This window comes from Flavobacterium sp. 25HG05S-40 (assembly GCF_052654735.1).
On record NZ_CP199750.1, the window covers coordinates 1,185,342 to 1,205,908 of the forward strand.

A 20,567-nucleotide genomic window follows, 5' to 3' on the forward strand; every position below is an offset into this window, starting at 1 on the left:
AGTGTATGATTAAATTTTTAATAATTGAACAGGATTTAAGGATTTCCGGCACGAGTCAGGGAGTTATTTCCCGCTCTTTTTTGGCCAAATTAAGAATGTCTTATCCCGATGCAATTATTGATGTAGTGTATCTAAAGCGTCAAGAATCAGAGGATCAATTGCACTTGCTTCCGGTAAATTCGATACAATCTCATGTACTTAACATTAAAATTCCCTTTTTTACAAAATTTGTCAATAGGTTCTATTGGCGAATTTTTCATAAATCGCTTGTAGTAGATTACATTCACAAAGCCTACGCTTCGCATATTGCAAAAGTAGATTATGAACCTTACGATCATATTTTTATAAGAAGTGCCGGTCTGGCTCATGAAGTTATATTAGGAACCAAAGATTTGCCTATCCTTAAAAAAGCGATTGTTAACTTTCACGATCCGTATCCGGAGTTTTGGTATGTGGGTTCTAAAAAAGAAATGACCACGTTAGCGATGTTTAAAATGAGGGAAATGTATCAAGTAGTTTCTCAGGCAAAAACCTGCTCCAGTTCGGCCTACATGATGTCACAGGACTTAGAGTATTTATTCGGAACCCGAAAAAAGTTCTATACGTTGCCTCATCAATATTGTGAAAAGGTTTTTGATTTGTCGGATACTCGTTTCGTTCAAAAAAAGAATAAAAAAGTAACCATTGCCTATCACGGTGCCATTCAATTCGGAAGAAATGTCAACATTCTTTTAGAAGCCTATCGAGAATTAGTAGAGAGTAATGAAAATTATAGGGAAAACACTGAGTTTGTCCTTCGCATGAAAGGTATCGATCTTAAAAAATTAGCCGAAGAATATGCTCAAACGCCGAATATTATGATTTTGGATACACTGAATTTTTCGAACTCGTGTTATGAGCAACAGCATTTGGCCGATATCAATATTATTTTAGAAAACGGACCTATCTATTGCAATATCTTGGTTGGAAAAGCACCCTTTTTAGCCTCATTGAAAAAACCCGTATTTTGTCTTTCTCCCGAAAGGAGCGAATTGCGTTACATTGTCAAAGACGAAAGATTTATTGCGAACAGTAATGATAAGGAAGAAATCAAACAAAAATTAGAGCAATTAATCCAACTGCGATTGTCATCAGAAGAGCCTGTTTATCCTTTTGGAGATTTCTTCAGCGATGACAATTTTACCAAAGCTTTAAATGCCATTTTAGCGGATACACCGAACACTTAAACCAATTATAGATTGTTGATGAACCAGAAACCCTATTTAATAGCCGAAATTGCTCAAGCGCACGACGGAAGTCTGGGAATACTGCATTCCTACATTGATGCCGTGTCGCAAACTGGCGTTCAGGCCATCAAATTCCAAATGCATATCGCCGAAGCGGAGAGCAGCATACACGAACCTTTTCGCATAAAATTTTCCAAAGAAGACGCGACACGTTATGATTATTGGAAGCGAATGGAGTTCACTCTCGAACAGTGGAAAGAAATTAAAAAACATTGTGACGAAGTTGGACTAGATTTTATCTGTTCGCCATTTAGCAATCTGGCCGTGGATTGGCTCGAAGAAATTGGAGTACATACGTATAAAATTGGTTCAGGCGAAGTGAATAATTTGCTACTTCTTGAAAAAGTCATCCAAACCGGAAAACCAATCATCATCTCTTCCGGAATGAGTAGTTTTAATGAATTAAATGAAACGGTGGCCTTTCTGAAAAGTAAAAACACCCATTTTTCGATTTTGCAATGCACCACAGCCTACCCAACAAAACCGGAACAATTTGGATTGAATGTCATCCAAGAACTAAAAGAACGTTATGGCGTTCCTGTTGGTTTTTCAGATCATTCTGCTAAAGTGGCCACCGGAATTGCAGCTGTCGCTCTCGGTGCCGAAATCCTAGAGTTTCATGTGGTTTTTCATAGAGCATTATTTGGCCCGGATGCGATAGCGTCCTTAACTATCGAAGAAACGAAGCAATTGGTTGAAGCGGTAAACGATATTCATTTGGCACAAAGCAATCCTATAAACAAAAACGATACAGATACCTTCAAAGAACTAAAATCCATCTTTGAAAAATCATTAGCCCTTAACAAAGATTTACCCAAAGGTCACACGATTACTTTCGCCGATTTAGAAAGTAAAAAGCCAAGTGGATTCGGAATTTCTGCCAAACAGTTTTCGACAGTAATTGGTAAAAAACTGACTCAAAACAAAGCAAAGTGGGATTTTTTGAATGAAGACGACATAGCATGAATACTACCCGAAAAATAGCTGTTGTCATTACAGCCAGACCTTCTTACAGTCGCGTTAAAACAGTTTTAACCGCTATAAAAAAACATCCTGAACTGGAATTGCAGCTTATTGTTGCCGCTTCAGCATTACTTGACCGGTACGGAAGTGCCGTAAATTATATAGAAAAAGATGGTTTCGAAATTGCCGCCAAAGTTTTTAATGTATTAGAAGGCGAAAATCTTACGGCTGCAGCCAAAACCACCGGAATCGGAATATTAGAATTATCAACAGTTTTTGATAACCTTCGTCCCGACATTGTGGTAACCGTTGCAGATAGATTTGAAACCATGGCTACTGCCATTTCGGCTTCGTACATGAATATTCCGTTAGCGCATATTCAAGGGGGAGAAGTGACGGGAAATATTGATGAAAAAGTGCGTCATGCCATCACTAAACTGTCGGATTATCACTTTGTGGCTTCCGAAAATGCCAAACAAAGAGTCATTCAATTGGGCGAAAATCCCAACATGGTTTTTAATACAGGTTGTCCATCCATTGATATCGCACAGGAAGTGGCGAAACATTCGCAGCTGATTTTTAATCCGTATGAAAAGTACGGTGGCGTTGGTTCGGAACCCGATTTGAGTAACGGATATCTTGTGGTCATGCAACATCCGGTAACCAATGAATATCAGGATTCCAGAAAACACATTGAAGCTACTTTACGAGCTATACAACACATCAACAAACCAACGCTTTGGTTTTGGCCCAATGTTGATGCCGGTGCCGATGGAACTTCGTCTGGAATTCGATCTTTCCGTGAAAAATATGCGATGGATAATGTTCATTTTTTTAAAAATATGGAAGGTGACGATTTCCTCAACTTATTAAATAATTCTTTAGGCTTGATTGGAAACTCGAGCGTCGGAATAAGAGAATGTGCGTATTTAGGCGTTCCGGTTGTTAATATTGGATCGCGTCAAAACCGTCGTGATCGCGGGACCAATGTGATTGATGTTTCCTATGATGAAAAGGATATCATCGCATCTATTAAAACCATTTTAGAAAAAAATAATCGTACAAGTTCACCTGTTTATGGTGGCGGTAACGCGGGTCAAAATATCGCTCAACTACTTAAGGAATTGCCATTACAATTTCACAAAACCATAACTTACTAATGAGAATTCTTGGATTAATTCCGGCAAGAGGAGGCTCTAAAGGAGTTCCCAAAAAGAATATAAAATTGCTTGGCAGAATGCCATTACTAGAATATACCATAAATTCGGCTAAAGAATCTCATTTTTTGACCGAAATAGTAGTTTCGACAGATGATGAAGAAATTGCTATTGCTGCAGAAGTTTCGGGTTGTAAACCGCCTTTTATAAGACCAGTTGCGTTGGCTCAAGATACTTCAACCTCTTTGGAAGTCGTCCAACATGCGTTGTCTTTTTACGAAGAACAGCAGATTTTCTTTGATGCGGTTTGTTTATTACAGCCCACAAGTCCTTTCCGAGAGAAAGGATTTATCGATAAGGCTATTGAAAAGTTTGTAAGTTCAAATGCCGACTGCTTAGTAAGTGTTTTAGAAATTCCTCACGAATACAATCCACATTGGTCGTTTGAAGCAACAGCAAACGGTTTGTTAAAAATTGCTACAGGCGAATCACAGATAATTTCCAGACGACAAGAGTTGCCCAAAGCCTTTCACAGAGACGGTTCGGTGTATATTACTAAAACGGAAGCCATAAAAAACGGTTCTCTCTACGGAAATAGTATCGCTTATATCGAAAGCAATCCGCAGTTTCATGTAAATATAGATACCATGAAAGATTGGGAAAAAGCCGAAAAATTACTGACCCAAATTCATTTTTAATATGTGCGGAATTGCAGGTATTATCGGCTCAAAAGCAAACAAAGCCACCATTTTACAGATGTTGGACAGTCAAAAGCATCGTGGTCCGGATTTTACCGACTTTTATATTGAAGAAAATCGTCTAGCTTTAGGGCACAATCGATTGAGCATAATCGATTTATCCAATAACGCTAATCAGCCGTTTACTAGTGATTGTGGTAATTTTGTTATGGTTTTTAATGGCGAAATCTACAATTACATCGAATTAAAAAAGGAACTTCAGTCACGATACCTATTCAAAACCCAATCAGACACCGAAGTATTACTGAATGCCTATAAAGAATGGGGAAAAAGTTGTCTGGATAAACTAAATGGCATGTTTGCTTTTGCTATTTGGAACAAGAAAGAACAGTCACTTTTTGTCGCTCGAGATCGATTTGGCGTCAAACCATTGTATTATCATTTCGAAGATTCTAATTTTCGTTTTGCATCTGAAATTAAAACTATTTTCACTTCTGGAGTTGAAAAAGTTCCTAATGATACGGTTTGGAGTAGCTTTTTTTCGGAAGGTAGTTATGGTTTACCCAATGAGACTTTTTGGAAGAATATCCAGCAATTGCCCGGAGGACATTGTTTAACCTTTAAAGACAATGCGTTTCAAATAGAAAAATGGTATTCATTTGAAAACAGAACCCAAAATTTGTTCCATCATTTTGAAAAAAACGAAGAAGAGTACATCACCAATTTACTCCTAAAAGCCATCAATTTGCGTTTCAGAGCGGATGTTCCTGTTGGTTTTAATCTCAGTGGTGGATTAGATTCGAGTACGTTATTGGCGCTCATTGACCAACAAAACATCGACAAATCAGCTGTAGAAGCGTTTACATTTGTAACCAATGACGAACGTTATGACGAGCTTATTTGGGTAAAATCGATGTTGGAAAATCGAAATTTTAATTTGAATGTTTGCGAACTTACTGCCCATGAGATTCCGGATCTTTCTCTAAAAATGGCACAGCATCAAATGGAACCTTATGGCGGAATTCCAACAATTGCTTATTCAAAAATATTTCAAGCTGCAAGTCAAAAAGGAGTAAAGGTATTGCTCGACGGACAAGGTTCTGATGAAGCTTGGGCAGGTTACGATTATTATCTCAATAATTCACAAAGTATCGTTCAAGGCGTTACGAAATCACCTTTTCGAACTCAGGTTTTGGATGCCGAGTTTGCGCATATAAGTCAAAAGACAGTTTATGAAAAACCTTTCGAAGATCCGTTACTCAACTTACAGTATCGGGATTTATTTTATACAAAAATTCCGCGTGCACTTCGTTTTAACGATAGGGTTTCCATGCTTTACGGAACCGAATTGCGGGAACCTTTTTTAGATTTCGAACTAGTGGAATATGTCTTTAGTCGACCAACCAATTTTAAAATACAAAACGGAGTCCAAAAATGGATGCTTCGAAAAATTGCAGAAAAATTTTTACAGAAGGATTTGGTTTTAGCACCTAAACGTCCCTTACAAACGCCACAAAGAGAATGGCTTTCTGAAGATTTGAAGGAATGGGTTAGGGAAGAAGTGGCCACACTTTATCAGCATAATTGGTTCAATAAAAAGGAATTAGAAACCGAGTTGAATGGTTTTTTCAACGGAGACAATCAGAGTAGTTTTCACATTTGGCAGTGGATTAATGCCGCACAATTATTAAAGTAAGATGCAAAAAATCACTAATTTATATCGATTAAATTTTTCCAATCAACTACTTGTTCTAAGGTATTTTTTGAAGCGCATTCTTAGAATGACAACAACTGAAAAAGAACGTCAAATCAATGAATATTATTTTCATCTGATTAGCTTTAATGGTTCTTTTGTCTCAGAAAGCAGCAAAGATTTTGTTGCAAAGTACTTGGATTTTGGTGTTACCCTTAAACTCAGAAAGCGACCTTCAAGCGATTTGAATGTGTTTGCACAAATCTATCAATACCACGAATACCAACCGTTGGTGGAGACTTTTCAAAAGCACTTTCCAAATGACAAAAAGCTGAATATTATTGATGCCGGAAGCAATATCGGCTTGACTTCGGTTTTTTTGTCGAAGCATTTTCCGGATTCTAATTTTATAACTATTGAGCCAGAAACTTCCAATTATGAATCGGTAGGCTTCAATTTGGATGTAAACGGAATCAAAAATGCGGTAAAAGTAAAAGGCGGACTTTGGAGCAAAAACACCAATCTGAAACTAGTGAATGATTTTAGAGATAAAAAAGATTGGTCTATCCGAGTGGAAGAAACATCTGAAATCGGAGATTTAAAGGCTTTTTCAGTAAATTATTTAAGGTCTGAAAATCATTTTGACACCATTGATATCCTCAAAATTGATATTGAAGGTTCAGAAAAAGAGGTTTTTACCGGAGCAACAGCCGATGTTTCTTTTTTAGCCAAAACCAAATGTATTGCCATCGAAATTCACGACGAATTTGATTGCAGAGCAGCCATATATTCTCTTTTGCAACACTATAATTTCGATTTCTTTGAAACGGGAGAATTAACTATCGGTATCAATCAGAATCTTTTATAGAGTGCAATCCAAAAACAGACTTAGAGAGCTTGATTTCCTGAGAGGAATTGCCATTATTTTGGTAATCTTTAGGCATCAAGTGCTTTTTGATTTTTTGCAAACCATGGGTTGGATTGGCGTCGATTTGTTTTTTGTGTTGAGTGGGTTTCTGGTTTCGGGCTTACTGTTCAGAGAGTATCAGAAATTTGGCTCGATTAATCCGAAACTCTTTCTCATCAGAAGGGCATTCAAAATTTATCCGATTTTCTATCTGACAATTATTATTTATTTGATTCCAAGGATTTTACTGCACAAACTGGATGTAACAAAATTATTTTATGACTTGATTTTTATTCAAAATTATGCTTTGGGTTGGGGTTATCTTTATACGGCAAGTTGGTCGTTGGCAGTGGAAGAGCATTTTTATTTTGGGTTGGCCTTATTATTATGGTTCATTTTTAATAAGAAAGTAATCCAAATAGAAAGCAATCCAAACCGATTTACCAATTTTGAAATACTGATAGCCGCTATTTTACTGACCGTTTTAGGACTTCGATTTGTTTCCAACATCTATTTCCCAGAAGAGGAAGTTCGGCATATTACGATGACTCATTTGCGCATAGATTCCTTGTTCTTTGGTGTTTTAATTGGTTTTTGGTATTACTTTAAACAAGAAACATTAATGGCTTTTTACACGAAGCATCAATCAAAACTTTTAGTTGTAGCCTTTTCTTTTCTGGGATTTACACCTTTTATAGAGCCATTGCATTCTTTTTTTGTGAAGACTATTGGCTTTACCCTGCTGTATCTGTCTTTCGGAATCTTTTTAATTCACTTTCTGTCGAACAGAAATATCAATAATCAAATTAACAGTTTGTTTTCGGCAACGGTTGTAAACTTTATCAGTAAAATTGGTTTTTGCTCGTATTCGATTTATGTTATTCATTCATTCATCATTACTTGCGTCGATATACTGCAAATCAAAAATCGGTTTGTTGCTTTCGCTATCGTCTTTTCGGCGTCTGTTTTTGGTGGATTTTTAATGACTTATGTTATTGAGAAGTTTTTCCTCAATTATCGCGATAAATTTTTTCCTAGCCGAACAGTTTAATTCGCTATAGTTTTCATATTACTAATAAAATAAGGATATTTGGACATTAATCCGAAAAAAAGTATATGCTCACAGTTTGCAATTTTCATTATATAAGAAGCAATTTTGATACTGCCTTTCCAAGTATTTTTGGAGTGACACCGTATCAGTTTGAAAACCAATTGAATGAATTGAACAAGTTAGGCGAATTTATCTGTCAGCAACAACTCATTCAGGAAATTGATGCCTTACTACAATCGGAAACAAATTATATTTTAGTCACTTTTGACGATGGTTTAAAAGAACAATTTGAAGTTGCCAAACCCATATTGGAACGATTAAATATTCCCGCTATATATTATATAAACTCTCTCAATTTTATTGAGAAAGAAGTTTCTCTAGTGCACAAAATTCATTTATTACGTTCTATAATAGCTCCAAAAGCCTTTTTGAAATTTATCGAAAACTTTTTTGAAGGCGAGTCCATGCAACTGACCCAAGATGAAATTGCAAAAGCGGAAAAGCACTATAATTATGATGATTCTGAAAGTGCTTGTTTGAAGTATTTCTTAAATTTTAAGCTAGGAACTTCCAAACTGGCGGAGGTTATTACTGCTTTATTCGAAGAAAATTTTGATTCGAAGCAAGTTGTTGAAAGTTTATACATGACAGAGAATCAGCTTTATGAGCTTTCAAGTTCCAATATGTTAGGAAATCACACCCATAGTCATCACGCACTAGGATTATTATCTTACGATGAAATTGTTGCAGAAATAGCAAAAACCAAAACATTTATTGATAATTTTGGACACAGTCATCCATACTCCATAAGTTATCCCTACGGAAGTGCTGAAGCATGTCAAGCTCCAGTTTCTGAAATCGCGCATAGTTTTGGACATACTGTTGGTTTTACGATGGAAAGAGGAAGTAATGATGCCACCTGCAATACCTTACTTTTAAAGCGATTTGATTGTAATGATTTGCCTGGTGGAAAAAATTATATGCAACAATGATAACAAGAGAAGCATCTATAGACGATTGGGACAAACTTTTTGCTTTTTTTAAAAGAGTCTATCGCGAAAATCACCCACTGCAAGACAAAGGCTTTTGGTCTTGGCAATATGGTGACGCACAATTCGGACGCTCTTTCATTTGTTTGAATGAAAACGATGAAATTGTTGGTCATGTTGGTGCTAATTTTGGCGGAAATATTGCTTGGATTATTAATGTGTATCTTGATGAAGAGTGCCGAGGTAAAGGTGTTTTAGGCAAGTTATATGGTTTGGCCCGAAATTATTATCCCTTGGCAGCTACAGCGGCTAACAAAGCCGGATTAGGATTATATCAGAATATGCGATGGATTCGCTATCACGACTTAGTGCGATTCGTAAAAATCAATCCAAGTATTACTAATCCAACTTTGGAAAATGTCTGTCTTCCGAAACCAATCGATGTAACGCATTTAACTTATAAGGGAGATCATTATTTTGAGCAGCCTTCGTTAGAAGGAATTCGTCTTCATGATGGTTCAACAGCCATAAGCCAGCCCAAGGTTGCCGGACTCCGTGCGGTTGCTATTGAAGATGTTGATCAATTGGAGGTACAAAGTTGGGCATTAGGGTATAATTGGATAGATTACATCACGTCGTGGAATGATTTAAAAACGAGAGAACTTGAAGATAAAGGTTGGGTTTTAGACTATCAAAGCGTTGTGCCATGGCGTCTTAATCCTATTGAGAAAGGATATTTTTGTGATATAACTTTTCTCTCAGAGAACCCTTTAGATAATAATTTTATTGTACACCGTTCCTATTCAGATCACGGAAGGATTGGAAGTTTATAACTAATGAAGGAAAAAAAAATATTTTTGTTTTTACTTGACGGTGTCGGTCTAAGGAATTTTGCCTATTCTAAATTTAATGAAGTGGGAACCAAAAGGAATTTTAATATTGTCTTTTGGAACAAAACCGTATTCCCTATTGACAGTCTTGGCTTCCAGGAAATGAAGTTAGACAATATCAAATTACATCCTTTTACAGATGTTTTAAAAATTGTAAAAACACGGGTAAGTCTCAACCTCTTTATAAAAAGAACTCAGGATACGATTTACGAGTCGTATAAATTTAAATTTTCATACAAATCACTCAAAGCTTCCGTTAAAAGTACCATTTCGAAAATTTTAATTTGGCTATTTTCTAGTGAAAAAGGATTGGTATTTTTAGATAAGGCCATACATTATTTTGAGCGGAAAACAGCTTATTACAAATATTGCAAAGAGATGCTGCAAATCGAAAAGCCCCAAATGATTTTTTGTACCTCACAAAGACATGTACAATCTGTGGCACCCTTATTAGCAGCAAAAGATTTACACATTCCAACGGCTTCCTTTATTTTTTCTTGGGATAATTTACCCAAAGCAACTATGATTGTTGATACCGATTATTTCTTTGTTTGGAGCGAACACATGAAGGCAGAAATTTTATTTTATTATCCTACCATCAAAGAGAATCAAGTAATTGTTACTGGAACACCTCAATTTGAAATTCATTTTGATAAAGAAAGCCTGTTGTCAAGAGAAGCTTTTTTTAAAGAACATGGATTGGATGTAAACAAAAAGTATATTTGTTTTTCAGGTGATGATAAAACCACAAGTCCGGATGATCCTAAATATCTGGAAGATTTGGCCATGGCGGTCGAAAGAATGAATCAAAAGGAGTACAATTTGGGTATCGTTTTCAGAAGATGTCCCGTCGATTTTTCAAAGCGATATGATGAGGTACTTCATAAATACCCTCACCTAATTGTTGCCATTGATCCTCTGTGGAAACCTTTCTCTTCGCATTGGGATACTATTTTGCCAACAAAGGAAGATGGAATTTTGTTCAGTAATATCGCGGAACATACAGAAATGGTTGTCAATCTTGGTTCTACAACTGTTTTCGATTTTGTTTCACACAATAAACCTTGCGGTTACTTTAGATACAATCAAAAGATTCAAGCAGATACTAAATGGGATATTTTCAAATGCTATAAATTTGTTCACTTTCGCTCGATGGAATCAAAAGATTCCATAATTTGGCTCGAAAGTCCAGAAGATATTGATCAAAAAATTGCTGATGTATTAGATAATAAACATCAAAAGAATTTGGATGCAGCAAATCAATGGTTTGGAAAAATTAACCAGTTTCCGCCACAATTAGCCTCAGAGAGAATTTGGAATGCTATTAATGAAATATGTAACTATCCATGTTAAAGGAGTATATTTTATCCGATTACAAACGTTGTGGTATTCATAAAATATCTCTGAGAATTCTAGTATCTACGTTTTATATTCAGCCGCATCCCGGATTAAAGTTTATGACCATTTTTAGATTGACGCAGCATTACAGAAGAAAAAACAGATTTTTATTCTATTTTTTCTTTTTGTGGCTCCGACGATTAAAATTCAAATATGGTTTTGACATTTCCTATCGTACTCAAATTGGAAAAGGCTTGTATATTGGGCATTTTGGAGGTATTGTAATTCATGGTGATGCCATCATTGGCAATAACTGTAATCTATCGCAAGGCATGACCATTGGAATAAGTAATTACGGCGAAAAGAAAGGCGTTCCTACAATCGGAAACTTTGTTTTTATTGGTCCCAATGCCGGAATTTTTGGCAATATTACTATCGGAAGTAACGTTACCATTGGAGCAAACGCAGTAATAACCGAAAATATTGCTGATGGTCAAACAGTTTTGCCTTCCAAATCGACTCTCATTGATAAGGACATGTCGCCTTATTACATTCAAAATACCTGCAATTAGTATGAAGATTGCTTTTTTAACACCAGAATTTCCACATGCTAAAACGGGTTCGTCAGGCGGTATCGGGACAAGTATTTTGAACCTCTCCCGAGGGTTGACGGCACTAGGACACGAGGTTTCTGTTTTGGTATACGGCCAAAAGGAGGATGAATTTTTCACAGAAGAGGGTATTTCATTTTACCGAATCAAAAATGTCAAACTAAAAGGCTTTTCCCGAATACTAACACAAAAAAAAATTCAAAGAAGAATCAATACGTTAGTACATGAAAATAAAGTAGCAATTCTGGAAGCTGCAGATTGGACAGGAATAACTTCTTCGATAAAACCCCATTGCAAAGTTGTTATAAGACTCAATGGTTCAGATACTTATTTTTGCCATTTGGACAATCGTCCGGTTAAGTTTTGGAATAAATTTTATGAAAAAAAAGCTTTACAAAACGCCGACGCGCTGCTTTCTGTAAGTAAGTACACAGCCGATGTAACTAAAGAATTATTTGCATTGGGACGCGATTTTACTATCATACCCAATAGTATCGATAGTAATCAATTTCATTTAAATTCAAACGAGATTCAAGAAAACACTATTCTCTATTTTGGCACGCTCATTCGGAAAAAAGGGCTTCTGGAATTACCCCTAATTTTTAATAAAATATACAAAAGAAACAAAAACGCGAAGCTCATGCTAATCGGACGTGATGCTTCTGATATTAGCACGGGAAATGCCTCCACTTGGCACATGATGCAAAGTCTCTTTGAAGCTGATACTATACAAAACGTTACGTATTTGGGGAGTGTTCCCTATGATACTATAAAAGACCATATTCAGGCTGCTGCTGTATGTGTTTTCCCAACATTTGCCGAAGCTTTGCCTGTTAGTTGGATTGAAGCTATGGCATTACAAAAAGCAATCGTTGCTTCCGATATTGGTTGGGCAACGGAGGTTATTGAAGACGGAGTGGATGGTTTTTTGGTGCATCCAAAACAGCATGATTTGTTTGCCGACAGGGTATTAGAATTGATTGATAATCCCGATCTCCGAATGCAATTTGGTGTTGCAGCTCGAAAAACAGTGTCCGAAAAATTTAGTATAGAAGTAGTAGCCCGTCAAAGTGCCAACTTTTATCAAAAAATGCTTTAAATGATTGTCTTTTATCACAATAATTATAAAATAACAGAGGTCGTTTCCGATGATTTGGGTAATTTTCCACTAGAAAAAAACCGAAATATTGTAGCAGTATTACTCGATTTTGCTGCCAAATTTGAACATGAAATTCTAGTTTGGTGCACTGAAAGTAATAGAAATTGTTTGAATGTTAGTGCGATTCCAACCTTACTGCATCATCAAAAACTTTTGATTTCGTTCAATTTGTCATCTAAAAATTATTTCGATCACCATTTAGGATATATTGAAGATTCTCCTTTTATCAAGATTAATAAAAATGTAAAATACGCTAGCTGGCAAATGAGTAGTCGTGTGGGAGCCATTCATGCTACAGCACTCAGTGCTTGTAAAAATGATTTAAAAGCGGAATACAATTTTGATTTTTTTCTGAATTCTTTTGCCAAAAGAGCCATGGTTAATGGACTCTTATGCTATTCGGAGCCTTCCTTACTTGTAGACAAAAAAAGCGATGATAAAGCACCTTGTGCCACACTTTCAGAGCTTTTTAAATTCACCAAGCAACATTACAAAACTCGTTGGGTTTTTCTTTTGTTCTTTAACATGATGCTCTTTGAAAAGAAGTTTCCTTTAGTACCTTTTCTACAATCATTCTTTTATAAAAAAAGAACATTTAATCCAAAACAGCTCAACCAACTTTTACTGGAATCCAGTAAAAATCAAATCAATGAAGGCACTATAGATGTTTTAATTCCGACTATCGGTCGTAAAGAATATTTACAAAACGTACTGATAAATCTTGCTTCACAAACCTATTTGCCCAAAAATGTCATCATAATTGAACAAAATCCTAATTCAAACAGTAGCTCAGAATTAGAATTTATTCAAAACCAACAATGGCCTTTTGTCATAAAGCATCATTTTACGCATCAATCGGGTGCTTGTAATGCCAGAAATATTGGTCTTGCTTTAATAGAAAGTGAATTTACTTTTTTTGCTGATGACGATATAATTTTCGAAAATAATTTGTTAGAAAGCGCTATTGCCACATTCAAATCTACAGGAAATGAGGTGTTTTTGGTCGCTTGTCATTTGCAATCACAAACTATTATTGAACAACCACCAAAGCAGTTTACCGTTTTCGGAGCTGGACATGCTTTTGTAAAATCGACTTGTTTAGCCGACATGAAGTTTGACATGGGTTATGAATTTGGTTTCGGAGAAGATAATGATTTTGGGATGCAATTGCGAAATAAGGGCTATGACATCTTGTATATTTCTACATCGAGAATTTTGCACTTAAAAGCTCCCATTGGTGGTTTTAGAACAAAACCCGTGTTGCGTTGGCAAAATGATAAAATCCAGCCCAAACCTTCACCAACAGTGATGTTGTTTCGATTAAAGTATGATACCAAAGAGCAGTTACGGAATTATAAAACTACATTGCTATTCAAAAATCTAAATATCAAATTTTTGCGGAATCCTTTTAAGTACATCAATGTTTTCAAGCAAAAATGGAATAGAAGTGTCTATTGGGCTTCTCAATTAAAGCAATCCGAATTATGAATTTCACACTAATAGTTTGTACTTATATGCGTCCTATTCCGTTACTGGAATTATTACATTCAGTGCAGCGGCAAACACTTTATCCTAATGAAATTTTGATTATTGATGGCTCAACAAATGAGGAAACGAAAACGGCTTTATCGCAAAATCCGTTTCAAGGATTGCTGTATTTTAAGGTAACGGATGAAGAGCGAGGGCTAACCAAGCAACGTAATTTTGGTGTCGCTAGAGTTTCAAAAGATTGTGAAGTAATCTGCTTTTTAGATGATGATACAATTCTGGATCCGCAGTATTTTGAAGAAATTATTAGAACCTATACCATTTTTCCGAAAGCACTCGCTGTAGGCGGTTATATCAATAATGAAAGTAAATGGACAGAAGTTTCAAAAGATTATAAACCCACAATTCATGAATACGCTTACGATGGATGGAAGCAACAAGATGGAAGCCGATTCGTAATGCGCAAGCGATTGGGTTTAGACAGCGATTGTAAACCTGGATTTTTACCGGAGTTTTCCAATGGTAGAAGCATCAGTTTTTTACCGCCATCGGGCAAAATTTATGAAGTTGAACAACTGATGGGTGGCGTATCTTCTTTTAAAAAATCGGTTTTTGATACTTTTAGTTTTTCAACCTATTTTGAAGGTTATGGATTATATGAAGATGCCGATTTTACGTTGCGTCTTTCAAAATCAGCAAAACTCTATGTGAATACCAAAGCACAATTGGGACACTATCACGATGAATCGGGAAGACCTAACAAATATCAATATGGGAAAATGGTAGTCCGAAACGGCTGGTATGTCTGGCGTGTAAAATACCCAAAACCCTCTTTGAAAGCTAAATTTAAATGGAATGCGATAGTATTATTGTTGGCATTTATCAGATTTAGCAATATATTTACCACCCAGAAAAAAAAGGAAGCTTTTACCGAATTTGCCGGAAGAATAGTAGGTTGGCTATCTTTATTTATTAATAAACCTCGTTGAACATACATGAAAACTCAGGAAGAAATTATCGAAATCAACAAAAAACAAAAAGATTTTTATAATTACAAAAGTGATAAAAAGAACTTACCAACCAAAATCTGGTATTATTTTAGGGAAAAAACCCTAAAGAAAATCAGAAAAGATATTGGTATTCTTAGCGAGTCTTATGAAATTCATAAAACATGGTTTGGCGATTTATCCAATAAAAAAGTTTTGGATTTAGGCTGCTTTGCCGGAAATCATTGGAGTTTGTACATGGCACAACACAGCAAAGAGTTTATTGGTTTAGATTTAAGCGATGTCGCCATTGCCACACTCGCCGAAAGAATTAAACCTTATCCCAATGCAAAAGCGATTTCAGCTGATTTCTTGTCTGAAACCGATTTCCCTGATAAAGATTTTGATATCATCTACGCTTACGGAGTTTTGCACCATTTTCAAAATCCGGATGTGCTAATTGCTAAACTCAATGAAAAATTAGCTCCAGGTGGCGTAATCATTAGTTATGATCCTTTGGAAACTAGTTTACCTATCAAATTGATGCGCGTTATGTATCGACCTTTTCAGTCTGACAAAGATTGGGAATGGCCTTTTACTAAAAAAACGTATTACAAGTTTGCAAAAACCTTCAACATTGTGGAACGTCATGGCCTTCTTGGCCAAGCAAAATGGTATTTTGTAATGAATTTTGTCCCATTTCTATCAGAGGAGAAAAAGCAAAGTATCGGAAAGAAGTGGCATAAAAAAGATTGGGATGTATCCGCAAAATCAGATAGTCATTTGTTTAAATGTATGCATTTGACCATGCTAATGCAAAAACGATAAAATCGATGAAGTTTGCCATAATTACGCATGTTATTCATGGTAAAGAATCAGGCAATTATTTTGGATATGAACCCTATGTTCGTGAAATGAACTTATGGTTAAAAAATGTATCTGAAGTTTTGATTGTTGCTCCATTGCATACTACTCCTAAAACTCCCATTCAGGATTTTTACCAGCACGAAAATATACACTTTACGCAGGTCGCTAATTTCGACATTTCAAGTATAAAGAATGCTTTGCATTCGGCAGTTGTGCTTCCTAAAATAGTTTGGAAAATTTATCAGAATATGAAAAGTGCTGACCATATTCATTTGCGTTGTCCCGGAAATATTGGGCTTTTGGGTTGTTTCGTTCAAATTTTTTTTCCTTCAAAACCGAAAACTGCAAAATATGCCGGCAATTGGGATCCAAAAGCAAAGCAGCCATTGACCTATCGTTTGCAAAAATGGATTTTGAGTAATACTACACTGACCAAAAACATGCAAGTCTTAGTGTATGGCGAATGGGAAAATAGTAGTAAAAACATCAAATCTTTTTTTACCGCTAGTTATTTTGAAAAAGACAAAATAGCGATACAACCAAGAGCTCTAAAAGACAAAATATGTTTTTTGTTTGTGGGAACTCTTTCGAACGGCAAACAACCACTCTATGCTATTCAATTGATAGAACAACTTTTTAAGAAAGGATATACCGTTGATTTGACGCTTTATGGAGAAGGAAATGAGAGAGCAATTCTTAAAAAATATATTGCTACACATCAACTTGAAGCAGTTGTTTTTCTGAAAGGAAATCAAAATCAAGAAAGTATTAAAAAGGCCTACATCGAAAATCATTTTGTAGTTTTACCCTCTTTGAGTGAAGGTTGGCCAAAAGTGGTTGCCGAAGGTATGTTTTGGGGTTGTTTGCCCATCGCTTCCAAGGTATCTTGCGTTCCGAATATGCTTTCAGAAGGCGATAGAGGATTGCTTTTAGATTTAGAAATAAATGCTGATGTAAAAAAAATAGAAGCGCTTCTGGAAAACCCAGTCGAATATCAAAGAAAGGCAAATAATGCCATGTATTGGTCAAGACAGTACACGATGGATACTTTTGAAAACGAAATTAAGTTGCTTTTACAACCATGAGAATTGTTCAAATAATAGATTCACTTGAAATTGGTGGCGCCGAGAAAATGGCTATTAACTATGCTAATGCCCTTTCGCAGAGCGTTGAATTCTCTGGTTTAGTAGCCACAAGAGCGGAAGGAAATCTGAAGAGTCAACTGCACCATTCGGTTTCGTACTTATTTTTGAAAAAGAAATCGACTCTTGATCTTGCTGCGGTATTGCGATTAAAAAAATACTGTAAAGAACATAAAGTTGACTATCTGCAACCGCACAGTAGTTCTTATTTTTTAGCGATGCTTGTCAAGTTGATTTACCCAAAAATAGAGATTATTTGGCACGATCATAATGGTTTAAGCGAATTCATCAGCTCGGAAAAATCATTGATGTTGAAGATGGCGTCTCACTTTTTCAAGGGAATCATCGTTGTCAATTACAAATTAAAAGCCTGGGCAGAAAAGGAACTCAATTGTAAGAGCGTAATTTATTTACCCAATTTTACAACAATAGACGGTTCAGAAACTGAAGTAACGCAACTTAAAGGTACTATCGGAACACGAATTTTGTGTTTGGCGAACTTACGTGACCAAAAAAACCATTTCTTTTTATTAGAAATCGCCGAAAAACTCAAGGATTTGCAACCTGAGTGGACATTTCATTTGGTTGGTAAAGATTTTGAAGATGACTACTCGGAAAAAATAAGAGCGTTAATTGTAACTAAGAATCTGCAAAATCATGTATTTATCTATGGTTCGAAAAATGATGTGAAAAACATTATCAATCAAGCAGATATTGCAATATTAACTTCCAAATCGGAAGGGTTACCCGTTTCTTTGATTGAGTACGGATTGTCCAAAAAACCGATTGTTGCTACCAAAGTAGGTGAAATCCCTTTAATTATTCAGGACGATGTTAACGGATTTATTGTCGAATCTAATGATGTGGATTCGTTTACCAAATGTCTTGAGGAGTTTATAGAAGACGACGGTTTGCGTCATCAAATGGGACAAGAGTTGTACAATACCATTATCCAAAATCATTCCAAAGAAGGTGTTATCGCTAACTATTTAAATTGGGTTTCAACGCTAAAAATATGAAAGACAGCAAATACATAGCATTGATTGTAGCCCACATGGTATTGGGGGTTTTGTTGTTTTTTGTCAGACCTCTTTCTAAGTTTTATGCCATTGCAATGCTTGCTGTTGGGGTATATTTTGTGCTTAAAAACCGTAACAGAAACAATGAAGTGTTGTATGCTTCTGCTTATATAGTAGGAAGTGAGGTTTTCTTAAGGATGACAGGAGGAAATTTGCTTTATGAGTCTTCCAAATATGCCGTGATGATTTTTATGGCTTTAGGAATGTACTTTAGCGGCTTCTCCAAGAATGCTATTCCATTTTGGATTTATCTATTACTATTATTACCAGGTGTAATTGTCGCTACAGAAACCCTAAATTTACAAACAGATATCCGAAAAGCCATTGCCTTTAATATTTCTGGTCCGGCTTGTCTTGGAGTTTCCGCTATTTATTGTTACAATCGAAAAATACTGCTTTCACAGGTTAATAATATTCTTCTGGCATTAGCTTTACCCGTTTTTGCAACCACAGTTTATTTGATATTGTATACGCCAGACTTAAAGGAAGTATTGGTCGGTACGGGTTCCAATAATGCTACATCAGGAGGATTCGGACCGAATCAGGTTGCCACATTACTAGGTGTGGGAATGTTTGTTTTTTTTTCAAGATTGCTTTTAGAGTCCAAATCAAAATTAATTTTCATCGTAAACCTTATTGTTTTATTTAATATTACTTACAGAGGTTTAGTTACTTTTTCACGCGGTGGCATGGTAACGGGTTTTATAATGATTCTGTTATTACTAGCCTACATCTATTTCAATTCAAAATCTCAAGGAAAGTACAATCTGTTTCGACTATTGCTTTTTATGAGTGTTGCTTTTTTTATCACTTGGATTTATACTTCCAATCAAACGGGTGGATTAATTGACAAACGATACGCTAATCAAGATGCTGCGGGAAGAGTTAAGGAAAGTCAGTTAACTGGAAGAGAAGAAATCTGGGATAGTGAGATTGATGACTTTTTGGATAATCCCGTATTCGGAATTGGAGTTGCTAAGGCATTAGAAGTACGAGAAGAAAAATCAGGTGGATTGATTATTGCCTCGCATAGTGAAATATCACGAACCCTTGCGGAACATGGTGCGATGGGTATCATTGCATTAATGATTGTTTTTTTTACCCCTATCTTTTTATTTTTGGATAACAAACAGCACATCTATATTTTCTGTTTTTTGTTTTTTTGGATACTAACAATTAATCATGCTGCTATGCGAATTGCTGCACCAGCTTTTGTATATTCGTTATCCTTATTAAAAATTTTAATCGATGAAACACCTGCTATACATAGGAAATAAGTTATCCAATCATGGATATACTTCTACTTCTATAGAGACATTAGGGACGTTTCTAGAGAGTGAAGGTTTCAATGTATACTATGCATCTTCCAAAAAAAATAAGGCAATCCGAATGTTTGAAATGATTATCAAAACGTTCAAATATGCCAAAAAAGTAGACTATGTCTTAATAGATACCTACAGCACTAAAAACTTTTGGTACGCATTTCTGATTTCACAATTATGTAGAGTTTTAAAAGTAAAATATATTCCAAAACTTCACGGTGGTAATTTGCCGGAAAGAATTGTCAAAAGCAAATTTTTCTCCGATTTGATATTTAATAATGCCTACATCAATGTGGCTCCTTCCTATTATTTGTATGAAACTTTTAAGAAAAATGGGTACAACAATTTGAAGTATATTCCCAATACAATTGAACTTGAATTATACGAAAACTCAGTAAAAGAATTTAAGACTCCAAAATTACTCTGGGTTAGATCTTTCGCCAAAATATACAATCCCGTTATGGCTGTAAAAGTACTTCTTAAGATTAAAAAAGAATATCCAGAAGCCCAACTTTGTATGGTTGGACCTAAGAAAGACGAAAGCTATTCAAAAACGGTAGGATTTGCTCAAAAAAATAATGTTGAGGTAATTTTCACAGGTAAATTAACGAAGCCTGAATGGATCAACCTGTCTAAAGACTACAATATATTTATAAATACCACTCATTTTGATAATACCCCAATCAGTGTGATTGAAGCCATGGCATTGGGTTTACCGGTGATATCGACCAATGTTGGAGGGATTCCCTATTTATTGCAGCACAATACGAATGCGCTTTTAATCAGTGATAATGATGCCGCTGATATGGCAAAGCAAATTAAGCGTATCCTCTCTGAGCCTGACTTAGCAAAAGCTCTCTCATGTAATGGCAAAGAGACTGTAAAAGCTTTTGATTGGGAATTGGTGAAAAAGCAGTGGATAGAATTGCTGGTTTAATTGG

Annotated in this window: 19 protein-coding genes; all 19 read left to right on the forward strand. The window is 35.7% G+C overall.

Annotated features, from left to right (window positions below; translation table 11 throughout):
* Positions 1-5: 5 nt before the first annotated feature.
* The 19 genes from ACULEU_RS05045 (at position 6) to ACULEU_RS05135 (ending at position 20,563) form a co-directional block, all read left to right on the forward strand.
* Positions 6-1,226, forward strand: a complete 1,221-nt coding sequence (locus tag ACULEU_RS05045; RefSeq protein WP_445454359.1) for a hypothetical protein — start codon at positions 6-8, stop codon at positions 1,224-1,226.
* An 18-nt stretch (positions 1,227-1,244) separates the two neighbouring features.
* On the forward strand, positions 1,245-2,252 hold the full coding sequence (locus tag ACULEU_RS05050; RefSeq protein WP_445454360.1) for an N-acetylneuraminate synthase family protein: 1,008 nt from the start codon (positions 1,245-1,247) through the stop codon (positions 2,250-2,252).
* Positions 2,249-3,409, forward strand: coding sequence for a UDP-N-acetylglucosamine 2-epimerase (gene neuC / locus ACULEU_RS05055; RefSeq protein ID WP_445454361.1), 1,161 nt, complete (start codon positions 2,249-2,251; stop codon positions 3,407-3,409). Before ACULEU_RS05050 ends, neuC begins: the two co-directional genes overlap by 4 nt.
* Positions 3,409-4,104, forward strand: coding sequence for an acylneuraminate cytidylyltransferase family protein (locus ACULEU_RS05060; protein ID WP_445454362.1), 696 nt, complete (start codon positions 3,409-3,411; stop codon positions 4,102-4,104). The genes neuC and ACULEU_RS05060 overlap by 1 nt, the downstream gene beginning before the upstream one ends.
* A 1-nt stretch (position 4,105) precedes the next feature.
* On the forward strand, positions 4,106-5,800 hold the full coding sequence (gene asnB / locus ACULEU_RS05065; RefSeq protein ID WP_445454363.1) for an asparagine synthase (glutamine-hydrolyzing): 1,695 nt from the start codon (positions 4,106-4,108) through the stop codon (positions 5,798-5,800).
* Between the two features lie 85 nt (positions 5,801-5,885).
* Complete coding sequence (locus tag ACULEU_RS05070; protein WP_445454364.1) at positions 5,886-6,665, forward strand: FkbM family methyltransferase; 780 nt, start codon at positions 5,886-5,888, stop codon at positions 6,663-6,665.
* Position 6,666: 1 nt separating this feature from the next.
* The gene (locus ACULEU_RS05075) at positions 6,667-7,755 is read left to right on the forward strand and encodes an acyltransferase family protein (protein WP_445454365.1); all 1,089 of its coding nucleotides are present in this window, start codon (positions 6,667-6,669) and stop codon (positions 7,753-7,755) included.
* 65 nt (positions 7,756-7,820) lie between these two features.
* Positions 7,821-8,747: a polysaccharide deacetylase family protein gene (locus tag ACULEU_RS05080; protein ID WP_445454366.1), complete on the forward strand. Its 927-nt coding sequence runs from the start codon at positions 7,821-7,823 to the stop codon at positions 8,745-8,747.
* The gene (locus ACULEU_RS05085) at positions 8,744-9,577 is read left to right on the forward strand and encodes a GNAT family N-acetyltransferase (protein ID WP_445454367.1); all 834 of its coding nucleotides are present in this window, start codon (positions 8,744-8,746) and stop codon (positions 9,575-9,577) included. Before ACULEU_RS05080 ends, ACULEU_RS05085 begins: the two co-directional genes overlap by 4 nt.
* A gap of 3 nt (positions 9,578-9,580) precedes the next feature.
* Positions 9,581-10,987: a UDP-glycosyltransferase gene (locus ACULEU_RS05090; protein ID WP_445454368.1), complete on the forward strand. Its 1,407-nt coding sequence runs from the start codon at positions 9,581-9,583 to the stop codon at positions 10,985-10,987.
* Entirely contained in the window at positions 10,981-11,544 is a 564-nt protein-coding gene (locus ACULEU_RS05095; protein ID WP_445454369.1) for a serine acetyltransferase, read from the forward strand. Before ACULEU_RS05090 ends, ACULEU_RS05095 begins: the two co-directional genes overlap by 7 nt.
* A gap of 1 nt (position 11,545) precedes the next feature.
* Positions 11,546-12,682 (forward strand): glycosyltransferase family 4 protein, encoded by a 1,137-nt coding sequence (locus tag ACULEU_RS05100; RefSeq protein ID WP_445454370.1) that lies wholly within the window; start codon positions 11,546-11,548, stop codon positions 12,680-12,682.
* The gene (locus tag ACULEU_RS05105) at positions 12,683-14,230 is read left to right on the forward strand and encodes a glycosyltransferase family 2 protein (protein ID WP_445454371.1); all 1,548 of its coding nucleotides are present in this window, start codon (positions 12,683-12,685) and stop codon (positions 14,228-14,230) included.
* Positions 14,227-15,219 carry a glycosyltransferase family 2 protein gene (locus ACULEU_RS05110; protein WP_445454372.1) on the forward strand — a complete coding sequence of 331 codons (993 nt, stop codon included), beginning with the start codon at positions 14,227-14,229 and terminating at the stop codon, positions 15,217-15,219. Before ACULEU_RS05105 ends, ACULEU_RS05110 begins: the two co-directional genes overlap by 4 nt.
* Positions 15,220-15,225: 6 nt before the next feature.
* Complete coding sequence (locus tag ACULEU_RS05115) at positions 15,226-16,044, forward strand: class I SAM-dependent methyltransferase (RefSeq protein WP_445454373.1); 819 nt, start codon at positions 15,226-15,228, stop codon at positions 16,042-16,044.
* A gap of 5 nt (positions 16,045-16,049) precedes the next feature.
* Positions 16,050-17,168: a glycosyltransferase family 4 protein gene (locus ACULEU_RS05120; RefSeq protein ID WP_445454374.1), complete on the forward strand. Its 1,119-nt coding sequence runs from the start codon at positions 16,050-16,052 to the stop codon at positions 17,166-17,168.
* A complete protein-coding gene (locus tag ACULEU_RS05125; RefSeq protein WP_445454375.1) occupies positions 17,165-18,244 on the forward strand; it encodes a glycosyltransferase in 1,080 nt (359 codons plus the stop codon). Before ACULEU_RS05120 ends, ACULEU_RS05125 begins: the two co-directional genes overlap by 4 nt.
* Entirely contained in the window at positions 18,241-19,581 is a 1,341-nt protein-coding gene (locus ACULEU_RS05130) for an O-antigen ligase family protein (protein ID WP_445454376.1), read from the forward strand. The genes ACULEU_RS05125 and ACULEU_RS05130 overlap by 4 nt, the downstream gene beginning before the upstream one ends.
* Positions 19,553-20,563, forward strand: coding sequence for a glycosyltransferase family 4 protein (locus tag ACULEU_RS05135; RefSeq protein WP_445454377.1), 1,011 nt, complete (start codon positions 19,553-19,555; stop codon positions 20,561-20,563). Before ACULEU_RS05130 ends, ACULEU_RS05135 begins: the two co-directional genes overlap by 29 nt.
* Positions 20,564-20,567: the final 4 nt, after the last annotated feature.